We start from the raw sequence: 24,713 nt of genomic DNA, 5'->3' as shown, positions 1-24,713 counted from the left end.
TTTACGATCTTAGGCGTCCAAAACGAAACACTACTGCAAGCAGCCATTGCTTGCAGATACATTGTGAATACTTTGTTGATATATGAAAGCCATCGCTCCGGGAACCGTCATTTTTCATCGCCATCGTGGCTATGGCGTGCTGACCTCGGTCAATTTATTGACCGGCTGGGTAGCTGCCCGCTTTGGTGACGAAAAACGCACACTGGACCTGAACCTGTCCACGGATGAAGTCCAGCATGCGGATGGTGAAGCCATCCTGTTCCGCCGTTCACCACCAGAACGCATGCCGCATGCGCGCCTGATGGCAATGGTGAAAGAATTGCATGCCGCAGGTTACCAGAAACTGTACCTGTATAGCTGGCCCAAGCCTTCCGGCCTGCATTGGCGCTGGCAGTTATTCACAGGACCACGCAACTGGATGCAAAGACCCTGGCGCGAAGGCTGGTATGGCTCAGGGGCGGATTACAATTTCAATCCCGTGATGGGCTGGGGCGATGCCCCCGGTGCCAGCACCGCCGAACTGATCGAGGCATTTGCCCGCTTTGACCCAGCCGGACTGGCACAGGCCCTGGGCCAGGATGAAGACCATGCCGCCTGGTTTGCCGGTGTCTGTGATGTCTTGCTACCTAATTATGCCTACAGCCTGGGGGCAGATACGCCCGAACATCCGTTGCCCCTGTATTTACCGGTGATCGCCGTACGCCAGCGCCTGCCGGAACGCGAAGAACAATTACCCTATCCGCCCGGCTGGGAACGTACCTGGAGCCCGGACAGCCTGCAACGCCGGTATCAGCAAAGAAGCACTGTCAGGCATGATGTGATCCCCACAGGCTGGCACCTGCCACTGGAATTCTGATCAGCGCTGCTCACCTGCGCCGCTATTCACTGCGTCTGGACAGGCTTCAGCAGGTATCCGCCATAGGCAAACACTTCACGCACCAGTGAATACGCATCCCTGGCTTCAAAATAATCGGCGTGCACATGCGCCTGGCTGGGCAAGCCAAATTTTTTCATCGCCAGTTGAAAACGGGCGAGATGGAAGAACTGACTAACCAGCACGGCGGAAGTCCAGCCTTTTTGTTTCATCAGGCTGGCCGCAAAGCGCGCTGTTTCCAGGGTATTGATGCCGTGGCTGTCGGTATAAATGGCGGCGGCTGGCACGCCATGCGCGAGCAGGTAGTTTTGCATGACTTTCGCCTCGTCATGCCCTTCCCCACCTTGTGCGCCACTGACCAGTATGGCTTTGCAGCGGCCATTGGCAAACAGCTTAAGGGCCGCATCCAGCCTGGCTTGCAGACGTTTTGAAGGGGTCCCATCCGGGTGGACGGTATTGCCGGGCACAATCGCCAGGTCGGTACTGGTCAGCCTGTCATTCAGGCCATACAGGCTGATAGCTGACGCCGCCAGCAAAAAACCCAGCAACAGGATCAGGACTGAACAGGCGGCCAGACGCTTCAAAGAGACAGACATACGAATCCAGACGGGTAGATGCCAATACGGCAAACCCGCTGATTGTACAGGCTGCAAGGCAGCCAGCGTTCACCCACCAGCACACTACCGCTTTAGCTGTCAGCCCGATAACGCAGACTCCATCCTGCTTTCGCGCAAATGCATCCAGGTGCTGAAGGCATCGGCCGCTATCGGCTTGCAAAAATAATAGCCTTGCGCCATATCACAGCCCATGGCTTGCAATTGCTGCTCGGTCTGCCTGGCTTCCACGCCTTCGGCGACCACACGCAGATGCAGTTGGTGGGCCAGCTGTATACAGGAATCCACGACGGCATAGCTGCCGGAATCTGTGCATAAGCTGTGGATAAGTTCATGGTCTATTTTCAATTCACTGATCGCCAGGTCTTTCAGTTGCGACAATGGCAAATGACCGCTACCAAAGTCATCGACAGACAGACGAAAGCCCATGACATGCAGGCTGCGCAGGGTTTCCATGGCGATGTCGGTGGTGTCGGCAAACGCGCTTTCGGTCAGTTCCAGCACCACATAGTCGGGCGGCACGGCAAATTCATCCAGCAAGCGGCGTATATCGGCCACCAGTTCCGGGTCACAGATACTGCGTACCGACAGGTTGATGGCGATACGGATATCCAGGCCGGCATCACGCCAGACCAGCCACTGGCGGAACGCGGCGCGCATCACCCACAGGTTGAGCGGTTTGATGAGTCCGGATTTTTCTGCGACGGGGATAAATTCCGTCGGCGACATATCGCCAACCAGCGCATCATTCCACCTGAGCAGGGCCTCGGCACCGACCACGCTGCCAGTCAACATATCGATCTGCGGCTGGTAATGCAGGCTCAATTCGGCTTTGTGCAGGGCATCGCGCAATTGCCCGCACAGCAGGTGCTGACGCAAGAACTGCTGTTCCAGTTTTTCTTCATAGAAAGCCAGTTTCATATGCGCAAACTGCGCATGCAATAAAGCTTGCGCGGCTTTTTTTAGCAGGTTTTCGGCATCGACGGCATGCAGGGGATAACTGGCGATGCCTATGGTGTGATCTACCTCCAGCGCATAGTCACTGACTTTGTATTCCAGTCGGAAAGCCAGGATTTCCCGGATGATATCGGTGGCATTGATATCTTGCGCATGCTGGCGATAAATACAGACAAATTCATCGCGCCTGGTTCGCGCGAACAATCCGCGCGAACCTACGGTCGCAATCATGGTGCCGACGATGGAACAGATCAGCTTGTCGCTGGCTTCAGCGCCGATGATATTGGTGGTTTCAAACATCTTTTTAAGACGAATATTGATCACCAGCAAGCTGTGCCCACGCTCATGTGCGGCAACAATTTCTTGCGTCAGCATGTCGGGCAGGGCCAGGCCATTCGGCAAGCCGGTGACGGCATCCTGATAAGCGGTCTGCTGCAGCTGTTCCAGGCAGACTTGGGGCTTGGCCTGGCCAGCCTGTTCACTGGCACGCAATTTTCCTTCATATTGCGTGCGGCTATGATTCAGGCCCAATGCGATGCAGGTATAAAACAGCAATGCCGCAATCATCTGTTCAGCAAACTGGTCTGCATAATGGAAGGCGTAAGGCCCATCCCCGCCCAGCTTGAAAATCAGGATCATCGCGCCCAGCCAGCCCAAACTCCACTGCAAGCCCCTGGTCTGCCCCTTGAGCCATAAGGCCAGGAAAGGGAAACTGAATGTCCACAGCACGCCGCTACCCTGGTGGCCACCAAAATAGCCCAGTGTCAGCGTGGTCACCATGGCATACAGCAGGATGATGGATTCGGCATGACTGAGTTTGTCATCGCGGCCAGATAAGATAAACGCCGGTACCAGCAAAAAAATCGTCAGGCAGGCTTCGATCAGCCACAGCGCTGGATAAGCCGATTGCAGATAACTGACCAGCGTCAGGATCAGGGTGACAGGCAAGAGCAGGGCAATCACGATTCTGACATAGCGCCGCCGGTCAACATGGCTGGATACATCTTTGCTGACCAATCCCAGCATGGCTTTCAGCATGGGAGAATGCAACACATAAGGTCTCATCGTCAGGTTCTCCTTCCAATTATCCAGACCGGGCCGGTGCTTAATTTTCAGCAATGTTTTGCGGGTAGCCCCAGCGTTCCCTGGCTGGCAATCGTCGGACACAGCCGCAAGCAACCGAAATGCCAGGCAATGTTCAGCAGTTTAGTGTATTTTTTGTAAAGTTAAAGTATTTGCAATGTTATTTTTTAAATATTTTTTACAATTGGGCAGAAGCATGCTACCCGGCATGTTTTCCACATGCCGGGACAGAAAGAAGGGCGGTGGTTTGACGACAGTCTTATAAAGGCAAGCTATTAGGGCAGGAGCAGATTGGCTGGCTTGCCTGCAGCAAAATCCAGAATATTCTGGAAAGCTGCGCGGAAATACAGCTCATAGCTGGCTTGTTCCACATAACCCAGATGCGGGGTGGCCAATACGTTTTCGCGGTGTAATAGCGGATGGTCTGGTGCCACAGGCTCGCTTTCAAAGACATCGATGGCGGCAAAGCCGGGGTGGCCGGCATCCAGCGCGGCTTCCAGCGCACCGGGCGGCAGCAATTCGGCACGGCTGGTGTTGACCAGCAAGGCATCGCTTTTCATCAGGGCCAGGTCAGCCGGGCTGACGATGCCTTTGGTGGCATCATTCAAGCGCAGGTGCAGGCTGATGATGTCGCACCCGGCAAAGAAGGCTTCTTTTGATTCGGCCACCAGCAATCCATCCTGGGCCGCCTGGGCCCGGCTCAGTTCACGGCCCCAGACCATGACTTGCATGCCAAACGCTTTGGCGTAGCCGCTGATGATCTTGCCTATCTTGCCATAACCCCAGATGCCCAGCGTGCGCTTCTTCAATACCCGGCCCAATTGGTTATTCGCTGGTTCCAGTGAAGAGGTCTGCCATACGCCCTCTTGCAAAAGCTGGGCATAATTCGGCAGCCTGCGCCAGGCCGCCATGATCAGCCCCCAGGTCAATTCTGCTGGCGCAGTCGGGTCACCCACGCCCTCGGCAATGGCGATACCGCATTCATGGGCTGCGGCGATATCGATATTGCCAGCCACTTTGCCGGTTTGTGAAATAAGCTTCAGATTTGGTAATTTTTGTAGTAATGGCTTGCTCAGACGTGTGCGCTCACGTATCAGTACGACAGCATCAAACGCCGCCAGCCGTATTGCCAGTTGCCCCACCCCCACGGCGGTATTATTGAAGACCTTGACCTCATGTTCGTGCAGCAGGCTAAAGCAGGGTAAATGGCGGACTACGTCCTGATAATCATCCAAAACGGCAATTTTCATGGTTTTTCCTCACGGCTGAAATAAGTTCTAAATGTATCAATTGATGGACAAAGCATAAGCTGGATTGCCAATTTTTTCAGGCCCCAGGGGAAGCATGAAAACATATTGTGAAGCGGCTGAAAAATCTTCACTTTCATAAAACGTAAAACAATGATAATAAAACTGACGCAAAATTCGCCTCAAGCCAGACTCGCGTGTACAATGTTCGCCTACGTAGCTTTTTGATTCTTCCGCCCCGCGCCATCCTGCCGGGCGCAAGCCAGGAGCCAAGACACCCTCTTGTCTTCGTATTATCCGACAGAACCGCCGCTATGGTGTCCGCCTTGCTTGAACGCTTCCTGCGATCGCATCGCCACATTCCAACGACGATCCTGCCGTGCCGCTACACCGGTTTTTTTATTGAAATGGCATTGGAGGTAGTATCGTGAATCAACCCATCATGCAAGGCGTGACAGCATTGAATGCACCCGCTTACGTGAAACATCAGAAATTGATCAATTGGATCGCCGACATGGCGGCCCTGACCAAACCTGACAACATTTACTGGTGTGACGGCTCGCAAGAAGAGTACGACCGTCTGTGCACCCAGATGGTTGCCGCTGGCACCATGAAAAAACTGAATGAAGCCAAACGCCCCAACAGCTATCTGGCCTGTTCTGACCCTTCTGACGTGGCACGCGTCGAAGACCGCACTTATATCTGCTCGGCCAACAAGGAAGATGCGGGTCCAACCAATAACTGGATGGCACCGGCAGAAATGCGCGCTACCCTGAACCCGCTGTTTGATGGCTGCATGCGTGGTCGCACCATGTATGTCGTGCCGTTTTCCATGGGTCCGCTGGGTTCACCTATCGCCCATATCGGTGTCGAGCTGTCTGATTCCCCTTACGTTGCTGTCAACATGCGCATCATGACGCGCATGGGCCAGGCTGTGTATGACGTACTGGGCACGGATGGTGATTTCGTGCCTTGCGTACATACCGTAGGCGCACCGCTGGCTGCCGGTCAGGCGGATGTCGCATGGCCATGCAATAACACCAAATACATCGTGCATTACCCTGAAACCCGCGAAATCTGGTCTTTTGGTTCCGGTTATGGTGGCAATGCCTTGCTGGGCAAGAAATGCTTTGCACTGCGTATCGCGTCCACCATGGGCCGTGACCAGGGCTGGCTGGCAGAGCACATGCTGATCCTGGGCGTAGAGTCGCCGGAAGGTAAAAAGCATTATGTGGCAGCGGCTTTCCCGTCAGCTTGCGGCAAGACCAATTTTGCCATGCTGATTCCTGCCATCAAGGGCTGGAAAGTCACTACCATTGGGGATGACATTGCCTGGATCAAACCTGGCCAGGATGGCCGCCTGTATGCGATCAACCCGGAAGCCGGTTATTTTGGCGTAGCACCTGGCACCAACACTGCCACCAATTCCAACTGCATGGCGTCGTTGACAGCCAACACCATTTTCACCAATGTCGGTTTGACCGATGATGGCGATGTCTGGTGGGAAGGCATGAGCAAAGAAGCCCCGGCACACCTGACCGACTGGCAAGGCAAGGACTGGACACCGGAAATCGCCAAAGACACAGGCCGTAAAGCCGCCCATCCGAACGCCCGTTTCACCGTCGCCGCCACGCAAAATCCAGTCATCGATGCGGCCTGGGATGATCCGGCTGGCGTGCCGATCTCAGCCTTCATCTTCGGCGGCCGCCGCTCAACAACCGTGCCGCTGGTGACAGAAGCCCGTAACTGGGTCGAAGGCGTCTACATGGCAGCCACCATGGGTTCGGAAACCACGGCTGCTGCTGTTGGCCAACAAGGCGTGGTACGTCGTGATCCTTTCGCCATGCTGCCTTTCATGGGCTACAACATGAGCGACTATTTCCAGCACTGGCTGGACATGGGCAAGAAGATCGAAGCTGCTGGCGCAACACAACCTGCGATTTTCTGCGTCAACTGGTTCCGTACAGATGAAAACGGCAAATTTGTCTGGCCAGGTTTTGGCGACAATATGCGCGTCCTGAAATGGATGCTGGAACGCATAGAAGGCCAGGCCACTGGCGTCGAAAACATCTTTGGTGTGACACCGACCTTTAGCGACCTGACCTGGGATGGCCTGGACTTTACCCAAGCCCAGTTCGACACCATCACTTCCATAGACAAAGCCGCCTGGGCTGCAGAACTGACCCTGCACACCGAGCTGTTTGAAAAACTGGCCTACCACCTGCCAGCAGAACTGGAAGCGACCCGCGTTGCCCTGGAAAAACGCCTGACTGCCTGATTAGCCCATCTCCAACAAAAAACGCGACTACGGTCGCGTTTTTTGTTGTTGCCGACAAGTACATTCAAGCAAAATCAGAGAAAAAGATGAGGCAAAGTCAGGAAATGGCGCCTATAAAATACAAAAAAGCCGTCCACAAAGACGGCTTTTTAACAATCACGGCCAGATGCCTAGCGATGTACGGGCAACAACAGCGGCTTGCGCTTCAAACCACTTTGCGCCGTGGCACGATCAGATACTTGCATGATCGTATTCACATTCAAACCAGCCTGCGGCATATCGCTTGCTGGCAAAGGTTTGCTAAGGCTGCTTGCCAGCCGGTTCACCAACGGCTTGCTGAGATAGGCTACCGGAAAAGCGATGGGCCAGATAGTCAGCCAGGCTTCCATCCAGGCAACAAAAAAGTCCGTGCCGAAACCTACCCACAGCAAACGCATGGCAGCGCTGGCAACCAGAGTAACGACGCCGGTCGTCAAAATGGTCGGCAACATGGATGCCAGGCTTTTTGAACCTGCCACTACACGTGGCTGGCGGGCAGTCGCTGCCTGAACCGCTGCGACTGACATGCCGGAAAATGCGGAAGAATGTTGCATAAAGCTGTGACCGTATTTATTTGATAATCAACTGCGGATTAACTGCAAATTAACCGCGAGCAGCCAGTGCGCGCAATTCGGCAGCCATATTTGGCGATGTACCGTCCAGGTCATTGGCGATGCGGCGGATGGCCAGCATATTGCGCAAATTGCGACCTGCAGTTTTTTCTTCACGCGATTTTTTCGGGTTGATCACCAGCAGGGCTGCGCGCAGCATACCGACCAGCAAAGGCTTGAAAACGATCAACATGGTAGCCAGGATACCCAGACCCAGCAAAGGACGGGCGGAACCGATAACGGTACTGATGGCTAGTTGGGAAACAGGCAAGGCGCTGGCGACTGGAAAGGCAATATTCAGGAAAGACATGATTCACTCCACTTTTTTTCACTTTGTATGTCATCATAATATTGCGGCGCACCATATAAATCTAATTTTGATTTATCATATCAATTATACTTTTCGTGAATAATTGTTTTTATTTCCTGCTGGGAGCAAATAACATGAACTTCCTGACACTGGATTTGAATCTCCTGCGTGTCTTCGATGCCGTCATGATCGAGCAAAACCTGACACGTGCTGCCGACAAACTGGCCATGACCCAGCCAGCGGTATCGAATGCGTTGAAACGTCTGCGTCACTCCCTCGGTGATGAACTATTGATACGTACCGCCTATGGCGTGAAACCGACACCACGCGCGGAAACCCTGTGGCCAGCCATACGCCATGCACTTTCCAGCCTGGAAAGCGCCATCGCACCGACCAGTTTCGATGCCTCCAAAACCCAGATAACTTTCCGCCTGGCAATGGCTGATGCCACGGCTGCGCTGTGGATGCCGACCCTGGTGCGGTCAGTCGAAAAAGAAGCCCCGGGTATCACCATGCGTATGGTGCCGCTGACCACGCGTGAACCACGCCCCATGCTGATGCGTGGTGATATTGATATTGCCGTCGGTTTTTTCCCCGGTGTAGTGGCCCAGTTAACCGGTGGCCAGGGTGCTGCCAACAGTGCAATTCGTCATGAAAGGCTGTATTCCGGCCACTATGTCTGTGTCATGCGGCAAGACCATCCGCTGGCAAACAGCACCATCACCTTAGACGATTATTGCAATGCAAAACATTTGCTGGTCAGCTTTTCCGGCCGCGCCCATGGCCTGGTAGACGAGGCACTGGGCCAGTTGGGACGCGAGCGTCGCATCTTGCTGACAGTCAATCAATTCTTTACCGGCGGTCGCGTGGTCGCCAATTCTGACTTGCTGACCGTGCTGCCGCATCACCTGATTTCTGCCACCGGCATGACAGATGCCTTGATCTGGAAAGAACTGCCTTTCAAAATGCCCGACGTCCATATCGATATGTTGTGGCATGAAAGGGATGGTCGCAATCCTGCCCATCAGTGGCTGCGCCAAAACCTGGTGAAGATGACGCATTCCAACCTGATTCCGGAACTGGGACATCACATCACACTTGATACCTGAGCAGGCATTAACGCCGCAGTTGCAACAGCACCGCCGGTAATAAGCATTGCAGCAATTGTTTCGATTGTTGCGGCAGCGAGCTGGCGGAGGGTTTGCGCCGTCCCCACAAGACTGCGGTTGGCAGCAACACAGGGCCACGACCTTCAAGGAAACAACGGCGTCAGCTACATCGCTTACAATCAAGGTATTCCCTCACTTCTGCATTTACCTATGTTTACAGGCATCGTTCAGGGCATCGCCCGTATCGCACAACTCAGTGACAAGACCGGCTTGCGGACTTACCAGCTGGAATTTCCTTCCGGTTTCTGCAAAGACCTGGAAATTGGTGCCAGCGTCGCCGTTGATGGTGTCTGTCTGACGGTAACTGCCCTGCATGGCGACAACGCAGCCGAATTCGACGTCATGCAGCAGAGCCTGGCCGTCACCACCCTGGGTGAATACCAGGCTGAGGGCCGCGTCAATGTAGAACGTGCAGCCAAGGATGGTGCAGAAATCGGTGGTCACCCCTTGTCTGGCCATATCGACTTCAAGGCCCATATCGCCCAGATACGTGAGCTGGAAAATAATTACGTGATACGCATCGCCGTCCCACCAGAATGGTTGCGCTATATCTTTGCCAAAGGCTATATCGCCATCAACGGTGCCAGCCTGACCATCGCCGAAGTAAACCGTGAAGAAGGCTGGTTTGAAGTCTGGCTGATCCCGGAAACCCTGCGCATGACCGTCTTTGCCGACAAGAAAACCGGTGCCAGCCTGAATATAGAAATTGAACGAGCCACCCAGGTCGTGGTCGATACTGTACGCACCATGCTGGCAGAAACCCTGGGGCCACTGCTACCGGCACTGGAAAGCCTGCTGGCACAGCAAGGCAAGGATCTGGGACAGATCAACCAAACCACGCTGCCGCCACACAAAAAGCCTTGAATTAACAACTAAACCAGCAGGTCGCCGCATCAGCCCCCAACATTGATAAAGGATAGCCATGCTCACTGCCGCACCGGATCAAGCCATCGCCACCATACAAGACTGCATGCAGCAATGGCAAGATGCCACGGCAGCCGGCGACGTCGACAAGTTGCTGGATCTGATGGATGAAGAGGTGGTGTTTCTGGTGGCGGGCAATGCGCCCATGAAAGGCCGCCAGCAGTTTGCCCACAACCTGCAGGCGGTATTACAGACACACAGCATCGCTTCCCGTTCCGACCTCCAGGAAATCGTCGTGCAGGCTGATCTCGCTTACAGCTGGGCCTATCTGCAAGTCAGCATCAGCCCCAGGCAAGGTGGCCAGCCTATACAGCGCAGCGGCAATGTCCTGAGCATCTGGCGTCTGCAGGCAGATGGTAAATGGCGCATCTGCCGCGATGCCAATCTGCTGACGCTGGAAACCCCTGCCAAGCCGGGAGCCTGATTATGGGCGCGCTATCCAGCTTCTTATTCAACAGCTTATCCACAAGCTTATCCACATACTTACGCACATACTTGTCTACAGGTTTATCCACAAACTTATGCACAGGCATTTGTGTGGCTTTATTGGCTGGTTTTTCAACAACATGCCTGGCACAAAACATTGATGCACCGAATGTCGTCCCCATCACGGCCCAACTGACCAGCTCTGGCCAGCCCACGGCCAAAGCGCTGGAAGGCCTGGCGGCACAAGGCTATGAAGCCGTCATCTATCTGGCCCCACCGAATGTATCTGACGCCGTGCGGGAAGAACACCTGATCATCGGTCGCCAGAACCTGGTCTTTGTGAATATCCCCATCGTTTTCAACAAGCCCACCGTCAAAGACTACGAGACCTTTGCCGCCATCCTGCAAGGCCTGGGAAATAAAAAGGTACTGGTGCACTGCCAGGTGAATATGCGTGCCTCCACCATGGTCTTCTTGTACCGCGTCGTGGTCGGCAAAGAAGACCCGCGCCTGGCCTATGAAGCCGTCAGCAAGGTCTGGGTACCCAACGGGCCGTGGAAGCAACTGATGCTGGATGTCTTGCAAAAGCATCAGATCAGTTTTGAGCCGTATTGAAATCACTTGCCATGCATTGGAAACAGGGCTGTGAATGTGTGACTCCGTTTCAGCAAGTCGCTAGCGATAAAAGCCTGAATGCAAGTGGCCATGCTTAGCGCAAATTTCGACACCAATCAGTCAGGTGGAAGTGCCGCTATCTTACCGTAGCGAATCTACTCCATCATCCTTCCTGATCCTCCCTGAGCGTCCCCGCAAAAGTCTGTTTTATTTCCCACCCCGGAAGAAATCGTAACACCGGAAGGTATCGTAACGAGTAGAAATAGTGACAATCTGCGTGCCATAATCATCGTACAAAATTTTAGCCGTTCTTAGCCACTCATTTCGTACCACCGATTCAGTCAGGGAAACCAAATGCAAAACAAATCGTTAAAAATGGCGATGCTGTTCGCCGTTATCCTCGTATTCATCGGTGGTGCTTACTGGTTTAAAACCAGTCGTACTGCGTCCGGCGTGGAAACGCATGATAATCCAAATGCACCCTTCACCCTGATTGATGCGAATGACCGCAGCCTGGACGGTGCGCCAGCCCTGGCACTGACTTTCAGCCTGCCGCTTGATCCTGGCAAAACCTATGAGCAATACCTGCAGGTATTTGAAATGCCGCCTTCGGCTACCGATCTGAAAAAAGAAGAAAAACCGGCAGATGATGCCGACGCCAACGATGATGGCGACGACCACAGCCAAAAGCCCAAAGTCAGCAACATCAGTACCAAGGCCGAAGATACCGATAGCAAGGGTGGCAAGCTGGTGACCGGTGCCTGGGTCAATGGCGACAATCCGCGTTTGCTGTATTTCCCGCACATCAAGCCACAAAACCGTTATGTGATACGGGTGCAGCCCGGCCTGCCAGCGCGCAATGGCAAGACCCTGGCCACAGAAATGCGGTATTCCGTGCTGACCTCGCCGGTCGCACCGTCTTATTATTTCGCCAGCAATGGCATGGTATTGCCAGCCAAACAGAATGGCGGCCTGCCAGTGGTGACTGTCAACATACCGGAAGTGGATGTGCAATTCATGCGTGTGAAAAATGAACAACTGCCACGCTTTCTTGACAAGGTCATCAATGGAAAATCGCTGGCATCTGAAGATGCGCAGGACGACACAAATAACTATGGCATGCGCACCAGCCTGCATGGTGCCGTATCCAGCTATCTGCTGGACGATTTGAAAGTGCATAGCGACAGCGTCTACCAGGGCCGTTTCCTGACCGAGCAAAAACCGAATAAACGCAGCGTCACCTATATCCCGGTAGAAGATATCAAGGAAGTGCGCGAGCCTGGGGTGTATATCGCGGTCATGAGCGTACCTGGTCGCTTTCTGTCGGAATACCAGACGACGTATTTCTATGTCACCGACCTCGGTTTACAAACCCGCCTGTACGAAAAATCTGCCGATGTGTTTGTCAGTTCGCTGACAGATGGCAAAGCCGTCAGCGGTGTTGAGATTTCATGGCTGGACGAAAAAGGTAAGGCCATTGCGCGTGCAGAAACCGACGCCGATGGCCATGTCCGCTTTGCTGATCAGCCAAAGAATGCCCAGGTGGTACTGGCGCGCAAAGGCGAGCAGATTTCGGTATTGCCACTGAAAGAACCAGCCCTGGATTTGTCTGAATATGATATTACCGGTGCGCCCTACAAGGCGATGCGCCTGTTCGCCTACGCCGGTCGTGACCTGTATCGTCCGGGTGAACAGTTTGACCTGTCTGTTCTGGCACGCGATGCCGATGGCCGCAGCGTCCCGGTACAGGCTATACAGGCCAGGCTGAAACGCCCGGATGGCAAGGACCAGTTGACCACCACCTGGCGTCCTGACCAGCGTTTTTCCGGCTATATGGTGAAACGACTGGAGATACCTGCCGATGCCCAGACCGGTTTCTGGACACTGGAACTGCGTGCAGATCCGGCAGACAAGATACCGGCGACGGTATTCCGTTTCGGCGTCGAAGAATTTTTGCCAGAACGCATGAAGCTCGACCTTAGCAGCAAACAGACGGCACTGACAGCCGAGAGCAGCTACAGCGTGGATGTGGCCGGCAATTATTTATATGGCGCTCCGGCTGCTGGCAACCGCCTGCTCGGCGTGACCCAACTGGAACGCAACAAGAATCCGCTGGCCAGGCAATTCCCCGGTTTTGAATTTGGTGATGTCACCGAAAATGAAGTCAAGGTACGTACCGAGCTGGAAGCCAGTCAGCTCGACAACCAGGGCAAGGCCCACATCAAGCTGGATTTGTCAGCGGCGGCCAAACGTCGTTCACCCTTCACTATACGCACCACCCTCAGCTTGCTGGAAACCGGTGGCCGTCCTGTCATACGCAGCTTGGAAAATGTAATCTGGCCAGCATCCAGCCTGGTAGGCCTGCGCCCTTTGTTCAACGGCGAATATGCACCAGAAAACAGTCCGGTGGAATTTGAAGTCATCCGTACCGACAGGGAGGGCAAGCTGTTGGCAGCACCAGGCTTGCCGGTGCGCCTGTTCCGTGAAGACCGCAATTACTACTGGCGTTATGAAAACCAGCATGGCTGGCAATCTGGCTTTACCGAAACGGATGAACTGGTAGACACTTCCAGCGTCACGGTGCCTGTCAATGGCAGGGGAAAATTGCGCATACCGGTGGGGTATGGCCATTATCGGATGGAAGTGCTCGACCCGGATACCAAACTGGCAACCGTCTACCGATTTTATGCTGGCTGGCGCGCGCAGGATGATGAAACCCAGGGCAGCCGGCCAGACAAGGTCAGCATGAAGTTGGACAAGCCAAGCTACAAGGATGGCGATACGGTACACCTGCGCTTCACGCCACCGCACAAGGGCGAAGCCCTGATCACGCTGGAAGGCGACAGCACGCTGTGGATGAAACGCGTGACCGTCGGGGCAGACAGTACCAGTATCGATATTCCACTCAACAAGGAATGGAAGCGTCATGACTTGTATGTTTCTGTGGTGGTCCTGCGTCCCGGTAACGAGGGCGACAAGGTAACGCCTGCACGGGCACTCGGTCTGGCTCATATTCCACTGGAAAGAAGCGATCGTAAATACGTGGTCAATCTGGAAGCGCCCGTCAAGGTGCTGCCAGAAACCACGGTCAAGGTGAAGGTCAAAGTGCCAGAAGCCAAGGGCCAGAAAACCATGGTCACCTTGTCGGCAGTGGATACCGGTATTTTGAATATCACCAAATTTGCTTCGCCTGACCCGCTGACCTTCTTTTTCGGAAGACTGCGCTACGGCCCTGACCAGCATGACGTGTATGGCCGCCTGATAGAAAAAATGCAGGGCCAGAAAGGCAAGCTCAAGTTTGGTGGTGATGCCACTGCCAGTAAACCGGGCAGTAACCTGCCAAAGAAAGTCAGGCTGGTCGATATTTTTAGCGGCCCGGTACAATTGAATGAACAGGGTGAAGCCGAGATACCCGTCGCCATACCAGATTTCAATGGCACGCTGCGCCTGATGGCAGTCGTCGCTGGTGCCGAACGCTTTGGTGCCAGGGATGCCGAGATGACAGTAGCAGCACCGCTGGTGGCAGAACTGATTACACCACGCTTCCTGACGATCGGTGACACCGCCGTGCTGGCACTCGACCTGCATAATCTGTCTGGCGCGGCACAGAACCTGAAAGTCAGCCTGAACGGTGGTGCTGCACTCAAACTGGGTGACGCAGAACGCAGCCTGAGTCTGAAAGACCAGGAAAAACGTACTTTGCGTTTCCCGGTTGAGGCCAAAGCCCAGACCGGCCTGCAAAATATCAGCCTGAACATCAATGGCTCCAACCTGAAAATCGCCAGGAACTTTACTTTGGCGGTACAAGCTGGCACACCGCAGGCAGAAATCACACGCAGACTGAGTGTCAAGCCCGGTGACAGTCTGGACATCCGCGATGCTGAATTCGGTGGCCTGTATCGTTCGTCCTTGCTGGCACATGTGACGGTATCCAACAAGCCGCCGATTGATGTCCGGGCAGCGATACAGGGTCTGTTGACTTATCCGTATGGCTGTGCCGAACAGACTGCCAGTACTGCTTATCCGTATCTGTTCATCGATGAGGCAAGCGCAAAACGTTTTGGGCTGAAACCCTTCAGTCTTGAACAAAGGACCGAAGTCGTGGGCAAGGCTGTTGCACGCTTATCGGGCATGCAGGCAACGAATGGCAGTTTCAGTCTGTGGGGCGGTCGCTATGACGCTGATTACTGGCTGTCTGCCTATGTCACAGGTTTTTTGATGGATGCGCGTGAACAAGGTTTCAATGTGCCGGATGCCATGTATAACAAGGCGCTCGACTACCTGCTGCGTGGCCTGCAGGAAGGTGTGGCACGCATGCCGGCCACCATCGTCGCCGATGCTGCAGCCGTCACCAGCAGCTACCGCGCATGGGAAAACCGTCGTGACGACAATGGCCATTTTGACGTACTGGCCCATGGGGCCTATGTGCTGTCGCGTCAGAACAAGGCTCCGCTGGCCACCCTGCGCCAGTTGCATGAATACCGTGCACAGGCACCTTCCGGCTTGTCACTGGTACACCTGGGTATCGCGCTCAAGCAAATGGGTGACAAGGGCAGGAGTGATATCGCACTGGCTGAAGGCTTGAAGAAAGAACGCAATGGTGGCTACTGGTGGTATGACTATGGTAGCGCGTTGCGGGATTACGCCATGTCGTATGCTTTGCTGGACAAGCACCAGATCAACATCCCGGGTCGCGACAAGCTGATACCTGCCATTGCCAATGAAATGCAAAAACATCTGTATCACAGCACCCAGGAAAAATTGGCGCTGTTCCTGGTTGGCCGTTCGTATGCCAACATCGCCAATGCAGCCTGGAGCGCTAGCCTGAGCGTCAACGGTAAAACCGAAGAATTGTCCGGCCAGGGCGTACTGTTCCGTGAGGTGAATGCGGCTGACCTGGCAAGCGGGATGAAATTGAGCAACAAGGGCAAGGACCCGCTGTATGTGGAACTGTCACTGACCGGTAATCCAGTCAAGATGCCAGCCGAGAAGAAAGACGTGATCGAACTGGGACGCAAGATGTACACCCCCGATGGCACGGAAATCAGTGGTCGTCCGCTGAAGGTGGGTGAAGTTGTCATCGTGCGCTTGACTGCACGTGCTGGCAGCCCGTTTGGCAACGGCATGATCATCGACCGGGTGCCAGCCGGGCTGGAAATTGAAAACCTGAATATCGTCAACGGTGAACAATTGAATACACTGAAGATCGGTGAATTGTCTCCCCAGGATGCCATGCGCGACGGACGTATCAAACGTGTGGAATTCCGCGAAGACCGGTTTGTCGCCGCCATGAATCTGGACACCGAGGTAATGGAACTGTTCTATGTCGCCCGTGCGGTCACACCAGGCAGATTCGTGATACCACCGCTGTACGCAGAAAACATGTACCGGCCAGAACTGTATGGGCTAAGCGGTGGCCAGGATGTCATCACTATTGTGGAAGACGGCAAACCTTAGGAACAAACCAGCAGCACCATGAGGTATCCGGGGTAGCACTACCCCGGATTGCAGTATGCCTTCAGCTATGTCGATCATGAAACGCTATCCAGAAATGAAAGCTGTCTTGTTGCGCTGGGGTAAAACCCTGCTTTCCTATAAAAAAATTTGGGCGGTTGTTGCGCTCTTGCTGGCCAGCCTGGTGCTGCTGGACCTGGCCTTTCCGCTGCCAGCACCGGGCCGTGATTCGCCTTATGCGATGGTGGTGCTGGCACGCGATGGTTCACCGCTGCGCGCTTTTCCCGACAAGGACCATATCTGGCGGCATGCGATCAGCCTGGACGAAGTCTCGCCTTATTATGTACAGGCGCTGACCGGCTACGAAGACCGCGCGTTCTGGTGGCACCCAGGTATCAATCCGCTGTCCATGCTGCGCGCTGGCTGGCAATGGCTGCACAATGGCCGCATCATCTCGGGTGGCTCAACCATCACCATGCAGGTGGCACGCATCATTGATCCTACGCCACATACTGTGGCTGGCAAACTGAAACAGGTCGCACGTGCCCTGCAACTGGAAGCGCATTATTCGAAAAAGGAAATTCTCACGCTATACCTGAACTATGCTCCCATGGGTGGCGTGCTGGAAGGTGTGGAGGCTGCCAGCCGTGCCTATTTAGGCAAACCTTCCAGCCATCTCACACATGCCGAAGCCGCCCTGCTGGCCGTATTGCCACAAATGCCCTCGGTATTAAGACCAGACCGTTATCCACAACGCGCCCAGCAGGCACGTGACAAGCTTGTCAGGCGCATGGCAGACCGCTGGAGTAAAGACATCGTCGCAGATGCCCTGAGCGAGCCGGTGGTCGCCCAGACTGTGCGCGAACCCCTACTGGCCCCCTTGCTGGCGCTGCGCATGAAGCAGCAGGCCAGGCGTGAACGTCAATCCGCCAGCAAGGCTAGCGACACAGGTCAGCAAAACGTCATCCGGACCACGGTAGACCCGACCACCCAGCAAACCGTGGAAACCCTGCTGGCTGACCGCATACGCCTGTTACCACCGCATGTATCGATGGCGGCGATGGTGATGGACAACCAGACTTTTGAAGTGCTGGCCTATGCCGGTTCGGCCGACTTCAGCGACCGCAAGCGTTTCAGTGATGTCGATATGGTGCGGGCCTCGCGTTCGCCGGGGTCGACGCTGAAACCCTTCCTGTATGCGTTTGCCCTGGATGAAGGCTTGATCCATTCAGAATCGCTGTTGTCGGATACGCCGCAGTCGTTTTCCGGTTACCAGCCGGCAAATTTTTTCCAGAATTTCAATGGCCCGGTGAGCGTCTCCGAAGCACTGGTGAAATCCCTGAATGTGCCCGCAGTGGAAGTACTGGACCAACTGGGTTCTTCCAATTTTGTATCCATGCTCAGGCGCGGTGGATTGAAACTCGAATTCCCGCGTGGTGCGGCACCGAATCTGAGTGTCATCCTGGGTGGTGCCGGAGCCAGGCTGGAAGATATGGTGGGCGCCTATTCCTCACTGGCACGCAAGGGTATGGCTGCGGTACCACGCCTTACGCCCTCTGCCCCACGCAAGGAACAAAGAATGATGAGCGAAGGTGCCGCCTTCATCGTGCGCGACATTTTGGAAACCGGTGGCCCGGTTGCCCGGGCGGTAGAAGGCAATGGCAGCTACCGTGGCATCGCCTATAAGACCGGCACCAGCTTTGGTTTCCGTGATGCCTGGGCAGTTGGCGTCAGCAATCGCTACAGCATAGGCGTATGGGTAGGGCGGCCGGATGGCACACCTAACCCCGGCTTCTTTGGTGCGAATGTCGCCGCTCCTTTGCTGGTCGATATTTTTACCGCACTGCCGGATGGTCGCAACCCCGGTCCCAATCCACCACCAGCTTCCGTCAGCCAGGAAAAAATCTGCTGGCCACTGGGTACCCGTGCCGGTGACCAGGCCGATACCCGCCTGTGCCCAGTACAGCGCACCGCCTGGTTGCTGAATGCCACTGCACCACCCAGCTTTGCCGACAGGTTGAAGACAGCAACGCCAGTGTTTAGCTATTTTGTGGATACCCAAACTGGCCTGCGGGTCGCCCCGGAATGCGCGCGCCATGGCGGTGAAACCCGCCAGGCTGCACGCTGGCCTTCGTCGCTAGGCCCCTGGCTGGATGCCGGCCTGCGCAAAACCGCATTGCCGCCCGCCTGGGCACCGGAATGCGCCGCCATCTACAAGGCCGATGACAATATACAAATCGTCGGACTCAGTGACGGTGAAATATTGCACCGTGCAAGCAGCAAGGACGTACCCAAGGCACGTTTGGAAATTCGCGGCTCGCAAGCAGACATCAGCTGGATGGTGAATGGTCGCATCGTTGCCAACAAGGCTGCCAGCCAACCGCAGCTCATCGAATTCCCGCAGGCGGGGCGCTACGATATCACTGCCTTTGACAACTTTGGCAGATATGACAGAATCAGCGTCAGCATGCAGGCTAGCCCGTAAATCAGATTTTTGAAGATGGTTCACGAAAACTGGCACAGCTTCATTTTTTCTCCATATTTCTGCGACATCATCCAATCTGCAATTATCTGATGTTCCTGTAACTGACCCATATAAAGGAAAAATATGAAACCGCTGTTATCCCTGTCGCGCGCCAGTATCCTGCTGGTGATACTGGCACTGAGCAATACCGGACACGCTCAACCTCAGCCGCCTTATGGCGAGCAGAAAAAACCACCTGAGGCCGGCAAGGACGGGCCTCCTCGACGTGAGCCGCCGCCACAAGCCTATGAAGCCTGCAAGGACAAGAAGGAGGGTGCGGTAGTGCAGATCACTACACCACGCGAAGGCAAGATTTCAGCGACCTGCACAGCATCGCCCAAAGGTCTGTTCGCCCGCCCTGAGCGTCCACCAGCGCCACCAGGTCCACCAGGCTCAGCTAGCGCAACGGGCGGACAGGCCAGTGCACCGCCGCCGCCTCCACCTCCGCCACCACCGAAAAAATGATTTGTCACAGAACATTATTTCCATGCATAGAAAAATTCGATACACAAGGGATTGTAAGAGTAGAATTTCTTATTCTTGCAATTCTGCGCGTGGATTCGAATTAAACTATGAGTGAAGAAAAATTAATACCTGTTTTTATCCCTGCACTGGTTGCTATTCTGGTCAGTCTGGAAGATAAAAAAGGCAGCCCTTTAACCTATGAGGAAGTCATAGAAATTCGTGACAATGCCAGTGTCATGATGATGGAAAAAACTCATGCTGATGCTCTCAGCGAATCACGTGGCTACGATGATATCGATCCTGAAAACTGCTGGTACGACTGGCAAATGTACAGAAGAGATGCGGGGCGCACACCTGACCTTGACCCCGGTGCAAAAATCGCCTTGACCAATTCAAATGATGCGCGCATGCAACAAGCTTTTGCAGATGCACAGCAATCCTTGCCGCATTTCCGCAAACTTATCCACGGTAATACGGACAAAGATTTCTTTCCGCTAATCAAAACCAAATTTGTACTTGCCACCGACAATATGTTTGTGTGGTTGAGAGTAGTTGAAAACAGCAATACAGGATTCACTGGCGAGTTATTTGAAGTACCCGCAGAGCTACTCGATCATGAAATTGGCGACACTTTCGATGTCGAAGATGCCGCGATAATCGACTGGATGATCAATCACGATAGTGCCATGCATGGCGGCTATACCATCAGGGCGCACAGGGCAACGCTGAACGTAAAAGAGCAAGCAAAGCTGGATACGCATTTGGGTGTCAGTCGTTATCTGTGAAGAGAATAATTCGCCAGCCCTGGTCTATGTTGCCTGCTCTACTTATCAGACTGTGGATAGCGCAGATAGTAATTGTCAAACTCAGCTACTGCACGCAAAACAAAGCCATGACGAAGGTAAAACCGGTTGGCGTCACTGTCACGCAAGACACCAACATGGATGACCTTTCCCAGAGCGTCGGCTTCTGCCAGCGCCAGCTCGATGGCTGCACTGCCAAGACCACGTTGCTGGAAATCTGGATGCAGGTAAAAGTGGTCAAGTAAAAGATCGTTGTCCTGTGGACGTTGTACCAAAAAGCCTGCAAGTAATCCATCCAGCTTGATGAGCCTGGTGTACTCTGCTACAAAATTCCCCAACAGCCGTTGCCGTGCCCTTTCTACATCAAAGCGCCCTATCTTTTCCAGGCTGGGTCGCATGGCCAGCACGCGCAATTCTGCCAGTTCGGCAGCGTCTTCAGGTTTTGCAAACTTAAGGTCCAGTTTCATTGCTGACAGGCTCCTGCCAATGTGGCGGCTATGCCAAAGAATGCCTGCTTGCCGACTTTAGGAACATCCCATTTACCATCCACAGGCACCTTGCGCTGATGGGCAATCACCATCTGTAGACGCGGGATGACCAGTAGATATTGCCCATGCAGACCCCAGGCCATATAGGCCTGGTAAAGGGGTGAGTTTGCAGGCTCTTCCAGTACCCACCACATATAGCCGTAGCCAAGCTTGCGTGCGGCAGTTGTGGCTGGATGCATGGCAGATGAGGGCGTGACCATGCTGGTGGTTTTGTGCATCCAGTCTACCGGTATCAATTGCCTGCCGTTCCAGTTACCCTGATGCAGGGCCAGATAACCCAGGCGAGCCATATCACGTGTGGACAATAAAAAATGGTAAGGCAGGTGCCGGGATTTGCTGGTGTCACCAAATTTCTTTTGCGCGTTCAATTGAAAATCCTGCAATTGCAGGGTCTGGGCGATGTCTTCATCAAACAATTGGTAAACACTTTTATGCGTGGCGTTTTCGAGTATGGTGCCAGCTACATTGAAATCCCAGTTGTTATACAAAAAATAGCTGCCAGGTGTCTGTGAACCTCGCGCCGGTGCGCTGGACAGGTCATCACCGGTATTGGCCGCCGCATGGAATACACCAGAACGTGCCGTCAGCAAATCACGCGCACGCGCCTGTTTTTCACTATCGAGCAAACCACCGACGTCATCAATACCCAGTTGCGCCAGGGTCTGGTCGAGATCTATCGCGGCATTGTCCACATACTTGCCATACAACATGGACAGGATGCTTTTACGCGCCGATTCGATTATGCCGGACACGTCAGTACGACCATAGCTGAACAGCACGCGACCGTCGCGTATCAATAGCAAGGCTGTGCTGGCTTGCTGTTCCAGCAAATGTTGCGCTTCTGCCTGACCCTGACGACAGGCCGCGGTTTGCTTGTCCGCTGGTAGTTCTTCCCAGGTTTTTCCCGGAAAAACTGCCTGGGCGCTGTACGCAGTGCTCGCCATCAATAGAAATAGCACCATGCTTGCACTGTTTAAACATCTTTTAGAAATCAATCCCTGCTCCTGAAGTCTGATGAGACATGATTAGAACCTGTTTATACATGACTATCTGACAGCGACTTGGTTCACCATGTACAGCATTTGCCTTGGTTTGTTACAAAACCTGGCCTTTCGTCTTATCTGCTAAATCTTGTTTCACTTCTTTACAACTGTAAGGTCAACAAGCTTTTTATTCCCGCCGTTATTACCTCATAGGGCAACCATGCCAGCCGCGGCTTGCGGCGGATTTGTAAAGAGTCAACCATGAAAACCAACCCTCTCTGCCTGACGGCTGTCGCCGTGGCAACTTTGATGTCAGCTTGTGTGGTGGCACCACGTCCAGCGCATTATCCACAACCTGTGTATGTACCGCAGCCTGTGTATGTACCGCAGCCTGTGTATGTACCACAGGCCGGGACCGTGATCGTGCAGAACGAGCCGCCTGCACCGTATGCTGAAGTGATAGGTGTGCCGCCTACGCCCGGTTATATCTGGATAGGCGGTGCCTGGTTCTGGGAAGGTGGTCGCCACGTCTGGCACGGTGGTTACTGGTCAGCACCACGGTCCGGCCACTATTGGGTTGGGCATCACTGGGAACGCGTCGGGAATGGCTGGCACTTCAGGGAAGGGCATTGGGAACCACATCGCCGCTAGTGTGGTGTTGCACGCAGATTGACGCTTATAAAATCGCGAATTTTTCGTTGAGACAAGGAAAAAACCGCAGCAATACAGAGGTATTGCGAGGAGTTTTGACGCAGTATCGGCGGAAAAGGTGCATTTTATAAGTGGCAAGATGAGTGCAGCACTACACTAATACATGTGACTTACTTTGTTTAAATTTGTGGGCTGAAAGAGTCTGCTTCAACCAAGCCAGTGGTTCAATCTCATTGGCTTTGACCATAGCGAGCAAGCTTTGAACCATCGCTGGCCCATCGGTTCAGTTCTGCTTTATAGGTGGGGGCGTTGGACGCTTACGGTTACGGTTACGAACGCTTACGCTGAAATCCAACACACTCTCAATAAACATAAGGCCCATCCCTTTGAAGGAGATGGGCCTTAATTTGTGTCACTACTCAGCTACTTTTGATGTTGCCTAAAAGTAGCCAAGGTCACAACACGTTTTGACTACCTGTGTTATTAAGCAACAATAACGATATCGGTAGCGACGATGGCTGGGAGACCAGTCAAGGTCGCAACAGTCACTGCAACACCAGCACCAGTACCATCTGCATCATAAGACAGAACACCAGTTGCGGTGTTGTAGTCAAATTGCGCATTCGTACCAACAGCAGCACCAGTAGCATTAGAAACAAACTCAGCTGCAACAGAGAAGCCATTGCCGACAACAGAAGTCAAGCCAGCAAACAAGGCTTTGGAGACTTGCAGTTTATCTGTTCCAACCAGGAAACCAGTGATGTTATCGGCGTTAGCTGTGGCATTTGCCAATACGACTGTTTGCGAATTTGCACCCAAAGTAATCGCGTCGACGCCTGCGCCGCCATTGATTGTTTGCGCAAACGCAGCAGAAGTAATGTTGTCTGCAAAACCAGAACCAGTGATCGTTGTGGTAGTCAGAGTCAACGCGCCAGAAAGGATAGTGACGCCAACAGTAGAACCCGCAGCAGTGATCGAAGTCAAACCAGCACCAATTGCACCCGTAGTCAGTGTTTGACCTGCAGTAGTTGCATTGAACTGGATAGTTTCAACCGCAGTGATACCGGCAGAACCTGTACCAGAACCAGTAATAATCACTGTATCTGCACCAGTACCACCTGTGATCACATCTGTTGCTTCCAAGCCAGTACCAAAGCGGAGTGTATTCGTACCATTCGTAGCAATGACTTGCTGAGTAACAGCACCAGCAGCACCAGTCCAGTCAAGATTGGCTGTAGAAGAGGCAGCAGCTGTGAAGTAACCACCACTTGTTTCGAGGACAGCGACATTACCTGTAGTTCCTGCACCCAGTGTCAACAAGTTTGTACCAGTCAATACATTGGCATTGATAGTAAATACGTTGCTTGCACTTGCGGCAACAATAGCATTGTAAGAAACCGTTGGTGTCACTGTACTTGCTGCTACGTTATTTTGCAGCGTCAAGGTACGGATACCAGCGACAGCTGCCAGGGTATTAGGCGTATTCACATCGGTAGTCACATTATTTACCGATGCGACTTCCACATTAGTTACCAGTGTGAAATTAGCGTCAGTAATCAAACCTGCCGTAGCGAATACAATCGTGTCCGTACCCGCACCACCATTCAGGTTAGTTTGATTTGTTGCCGCGCCAGTAATCGTGAAGGTATCGTTACCGTTACCCAGATTAAATACACCGTTAGCTGTGGCAGCAGAACCTGCAATCGTCACATTATCATTACCGTCACCAGTATTGATGTTTGTTACCGTTGTAACTGCAGTTACATTCACCACATCAGAGGCAGTACCACCGACAATCGTCAAACCACCAACAATGGTCTGTGCAGTGACGGCAACAGAGTTGATCGTGTTATCCAGTTGCAGAACTTCCACACCTGACACTGTTGTTACGCCATTTATCGCAGTACCATTCACTGCCAAGTTCGTTACTGCACCTGAGAATGCCAGCGTATCTGTCGTTGCTGAACCGAAAGCAATCACATCACCAGCCGCCAGATTTGCCTGGGTGGTTGTCAATGTGGTTGCTGCATTGATGGTTGGCGTTGCGTAAGCAATACCACCGAAGTTTGCATTCAACAGACCAAGTGTTGCATTGTTGAACAGATCAACACCGTTCGTCAATGTGTTAGGCGAAGTCA

General features: G+C 53.7%; 20 protein-coding genes. 11 read left to right on the top strand and 9 right to left on the bottom strand.

Annotated features, from left to right (window positions below):
- Positions 1–82 precede the first annotated feature (82 nt).
- A complete protein-coding gene (locus tag ACO0LM_RS17340) occupies positions 83–856 on the top strand; it encodes an L-asparaginase (RefSeq protein WP_423038496.1) in 774 nt (257 codons plus the stop codon).
- 26 nt (positions 857–882) lie between these two features.
- Here the strand turns inward: ACO0LM_RS17340 and ACO0LM_RS17335 are convergent, their stop codons facing one another.
- The 4 genes from ACO0LM_RS17335 to ACO0LM_RS17320 form a co-directional block, all read right to left on the bottom strand.
- Positions 883–1,470 carry a YdcF family protein gene (locus tag ACO0LM_RS17335; RefSeq protein ID WP_423038495.1) on the bottom strand — a complete coding sequence of 196 codons (588 nt, stop codon included), beginning with the start codon at positions 1,468–1,470 and terminating at the stop codon, positions 883–885.
- A gap of 99 nt (positions 1,471–1,569) precedes the next feature.
- Entirely contained in the window at positions 1,570–3,510 is a 1,941-nt protein-coding gene (locus ACO0LM_RS17330) for a putative bifunctional diguanylate cyclase/phosphodiesterase (protein ID WP_423038494.1), read from the bottom strand.
- A 293-nt stretch (positions 3,511–3,803) separates the two neighbouring features.
- Positions 3,804–4,778 (bottom strand): D-2-hydroxyacid dehydrogenase family protein, encoded by a 975-nt coding sequence (locus ACO0LM_RS17325; RefSeq protein ID WP_423038493.1) that lies wholly within the window; start codon positions 4,776–4,778, stop codon positions 3,804–3,806.
- Positions 4,779–4,814: 36 nt separating this feature from the next.
- On the bottom strand, positions 4,815–5,048 hold the full coding sequence (locus ACO0LM_RS17320; RefSeq protein ID WP_423038492.1) for a hypothetical protein: 234 nt from the start codon (positions 5,046–5,048) through the stop codon (positions 4,815–4,817).
- Positions 5,049–5,202: 154 nt separating this feature from the next.
- Between ACO0LM_RS17320 and ACO0LM_RS17315 the strand changes: the two genes are divergently transcribed.
- Positions 5,203–7,053 carry a phosphoenolpyruvate carboxykinase (GTP) gene (locus ACO0LM_RS17315; RefSeq protein ID WP_423038491.1) on the top strand — a complete coding sequence of 617 codons (1,851 nt, stop codon included), beginning with the start codon at positions 5,203–5,205 and terminating at the stop codon, positions 7,051–7,053.
- Positions 7,054–7,223: 170 nt separating this feature from the next.
- Here the strand turns inward: ACO0LM_RS17315 and ACO0LM_RS17310 are convergent, their stop codons facing one another.
- Together ACO0LM_RS17310 and ACO0LM_RS17305 are read right to left on the bottom strand one after the other, a co-directional pair.
- Positions 7,224–7,646 carry a DUF2798 domain-containing protein gene (locus ACO0LM_RS17310; RefSeq protein WP_423038490.1) on the bottom strand — a complete coding sequence of 141 codons (423 nt, stop codon included), beginning with the start codon at positions 7,644–7,646 and terminating at the stop codon, positions 7,224–7,226.
- 49 nt (positions 7,647–7,695) lie between these two features.
- Entirely contained in the window at positions 7,696–8,013 is a 318-nt protein-coding gene (locus ACO0LM_RS17305) for a hypothetical protein (protein WP_422979508.1), read from the bottom strand.
- Between the two features lie 134 nt (positions 8,014–8,147).
- On the opposite strand from ACO0LM_RS17305, the gene ACO0LM_RS17300 reads away from it, so the two are divergent.
- The 8 genes from ACO0LM_RS17300 (at position 8,148) to ACO0LM_RS17265 (ending at position 20,375) form a co-directional block, all read left to right on the top strand.
- The gene (locus ACO0LM_RS17300) at positions 8,148–9,122 is read left to right on the top strand and encodes a LysR family transcriptional regulator (protein WP_422989028.1); all 975 of its coding nucleotides are present in this window, start codon (positions 8,148–8,150) and stop codon (positions 9,120–9,122) included.
- 210 nt (positions 9,123–9,332) lie between these two features.
- Positions 9,333–10,046: a riboflavin synthase subunit alpha gene (locus ACO0LM_RS17295; RefSeq protein ID WP_423038489.1), complete on the top strand. Its 714-nt coding sequence runs from the start codon at positions 9,333–9,335 to the stop codon at positions 10,044–10,046.
- Between the two features lie 58 nt (positions 10,047–10,104).
- Positions 10,105–10,530, top strand: a complete 426-nt coding sequence (locus ACO0LM_RS17290) for a YybH family protein (RefSeq protein ID WP_423038488.1) — start codon at positions 10,105–10,107, stop codon at positions 10,528–10,530.
- 113 nt (positions 10,531–10,643) lie between these two features.
- Positions 10,644–11,147 (top strand): protein tyrosine phosphatase family protein, encoded by a 504-nt coding sequence (locus ACO0LM_RS17285; RefSeq protein ID WP_423038487.1) that lies wholly within the window; start codon positions 10,644–10,646, stop codon positions 11,145–11,147.
- Positions 11,148–11,501: 354 nt separating this feature from the next.
- Positions 11,502–16,604: an MG2 domain-containing protein gene (locus ACO0LM_RS17280; protein ID WP_423038486.1), complete on the top strand. Its 5,103-nt coding sequence runs from the start codon at positions 11,502–11,504 to the stop codon at positions 16,602–16,604.
- 55 nt (positions 16,605–16,659) lie between these two features.
- Entirely contained in the window at positions 16,660–19,086 is a 2,427-nt protein-coding gene (pbpC, locus tag ACO0LM_RS17275) for a penicillin-binding protein 1C (RefSeq protein WP_423038485.1), read from the top strand.
- A 123-nt stretch (positions 19,087–19,209) separates the two neighbouring features.
- Entirely contained in the window at positions 19,210–19,590 is a 381-nt protein-coding gene (locus ACO0LM_RS17270) for a hypothetical protein (protein WP_423038484.1), read from the top strand.
- A gap of 107 nt (positions 19,591–19,697) precedes the next feature.
- The gene (locus ACO0LM_RS17265) at positions 19,698–20,375 is read left to right on the top strand and encodes a DUF2314 domain-containing protein (RefSeq protein ID WP_423038483.1); all 678 of its coding nucleotides are present in this window, start codon (positions 19,698–19,700) and stop codon (positions 20,373–20,375) included.
- A 38-nt stretch (positions 20,376–20,413) separates the two neighbouring features.
- On the opposite strand, the gene ACO0LM_RS17260 is transcribed toward ACO0LM_RS17265, so the two are convergent.
- A complete protein-coding gene (locus tag ACO0LM_RS17260) occupies positions 20,414–20,860 on the bottom strand; it encodes a GNAT family N-acetyltransferase (RefSeq protein WP_423038482.1) in 447 nt (148 codons plus the stop codon).
- The gene (locus ACO0LM_RS17255; protein ID WP_423038481.1) at positions 20,857–21,885 is read right to left on the bottom strand and encodes a serine hydrolase domain-containing protein; all 1,029 of its coding nucleotides are present in this window, start codon (positions 21,883–21,885) and stop codon (positions 20,857–20,859) included. Before ACO0LM_RS17255 ends, ACO0LM_RS17260 begins: the two co-directional genes overlap by 4 nt.
- 300 nt (positions 21,886–22,185) lie before the next feature.
- On the opposite strand from ACO0LM_RS17255, the gene ACO0LM_RS17250 reads away from it, so the two are divergent.
- On the top strand, positions 22,186–22,575 hold the full coding sequence (locus ACO0LM_RS17250; protein WP_423038480.1) for a YXWGXW repeat-containing protein: 390 nt from the start codon (positions 22,186–22,188) through the stop codon (positions 22,573–22,575).
- A gap of 483 nt (positions 22,576–23,058) precedes the next feature.
- Here the strand turns inward: ACO0LM_RS17250 and ACO0LM_RS17245 are convergent.
- Positions 23,059–24,713: beta strand repeat-containing protein (locus ACO0LM_RS17245; RefSeq protein WP_423038479.1), on the bottom strand; the 1,655-nt coding region annotated here is incomplete at its 5' end.

Origin of the sequence: Undibacterium sp. Di26W, from assembly GCF_049340265.1 — a bacterium.
Classification (GTDB): domain Bacteria; phylum Pseudomonadota; class Gammaproteobacteria; order Burkholderiales; family Burkholderiaceae_D; genus Undibacterium.
Note: the sequence above shows the minus strand (reverse complement) of the source record. Positions and strands in the feature narration are given on the sequence as shown.

Excerpts from the sequence above, each read along its gene's own strand:
- ACO0LM_RS17300 (WP_422989028.1), top strand. The coding sequence starts at position 8,148 with ATGAACTTCCTGACACTGGATTTGAATCTCCTGCGTGTCTTCGATGCC.
- ACO0LM_RS17270 (WP_423038484.1), top strand. The coding sequence starts at position 19,210 with ATGAAACCGCTGTTATCCCTGTCGCGCGCCAGTATCCTGCTGGTGATA.
- ACO0LM_RS17265 (WP_423038483.1), top strand. The coding sequence starts at position 19,698 with ATGAGTGAAGAAAAATTAATACCTGTTTTTATCCCTGCACTGGTTGCT.
- ACO0LM_RS17330 (WP_423038494.1), bottom strand. The coding sequence starts at position 3,510 with ATGAGACCTTATGTGTTGCATTCTCCCATGCTGAAAGCCATGCTGGGA.
- ACO0LM_RS17310 (WP_423038490.1), bottom strand. The coding sequence starts at position 7,646 with ATGCAACATTCTTCCGCATTTTCCGGCATGTCAGTCGCAGCGGTTCAG.
- ACO0LM_RS17290 (WP_423038488.1), top strand. The coding sequence starts at position 10,105 with ATGCTCACTGCCGCACCGGATCAAGCCATCGCCACCATACAAGACTGC.
- ACO0LM_RS17325 (WP_423038493.1), bottom strand. The coding sequence starts at position 4,778 with ATGAAAATTGCCGTTTTGGATGATTATCAGGACGTAGTCCGCCATTTA.
- ACO0LM_RS17260 (WP_423038482.1), bottom strand. The coding sequence starts at position 20,860 with ATGAAACTGGACCTTAAGTTTGCAAAACCTGAAGACGCTGCCGAACTG.
- ACO0LM_RS17335 (WP_423038495.1), bottom strand. The coding sequence starts at position 1,470 with ATGTCTGTCTCTTTGAAGCGTCTGGCCGCCTGTTCAGTCCTGATCCTG.
- ACO0LM_RS17250 (WP_423038480.1), top strand. The coding sequence starts at position 22,186 with ATGAAAACCAACCCTCTCTGCCTGACGGCTGTCGCCGTGGCAACTTTG.
- ACO0LM_RS17305 (WP_422979508.1), bottom strand. The coding sequence starts at position 8,013 with ATGTCTTTCCTGAATATTGCCTTTCCAGTCGCCAGCGCCTTGCCTGTT.
- ACO0LM_RS17295 (WP_423038489.1), top strand. The coding sequence starts at position 9,333 with ATGTTTACAGGCATCGTTCAGGGCATCGCCCGTATCGCACAACTCAGT.
- ACO0LM_RS17255 (WP_423038481.1), bottom strand. The coding sequence starts at position 21,885 with ATGGCGAGCACTGCGTACAGCGCCCAGGCAGTTTTTCCGGGAAAAACC.
- ACO0LM_RS17280 (WP_423038486.1), top strand. The coding sequence starts at position 11,502 with ATGCAAAACAAATCGTTAAAAATGGCGATGCTGTTCGCCGTTATCCTC.
- pbpC (WP_423038485.1), top strand. The coding sequence starts at position 16,660 with ATGCCTTCAGCTATGTCGATCATGAAACGCTATCCAGAAATGAAAGCT.
- ACO0LM_RS17340 (WP_423038496.1), top strand. The coding sequence starts at position 83 with ATGAAAGCCATCGCTCCGGGAACCGTCATTTTTCATCGCCATCGTGGC.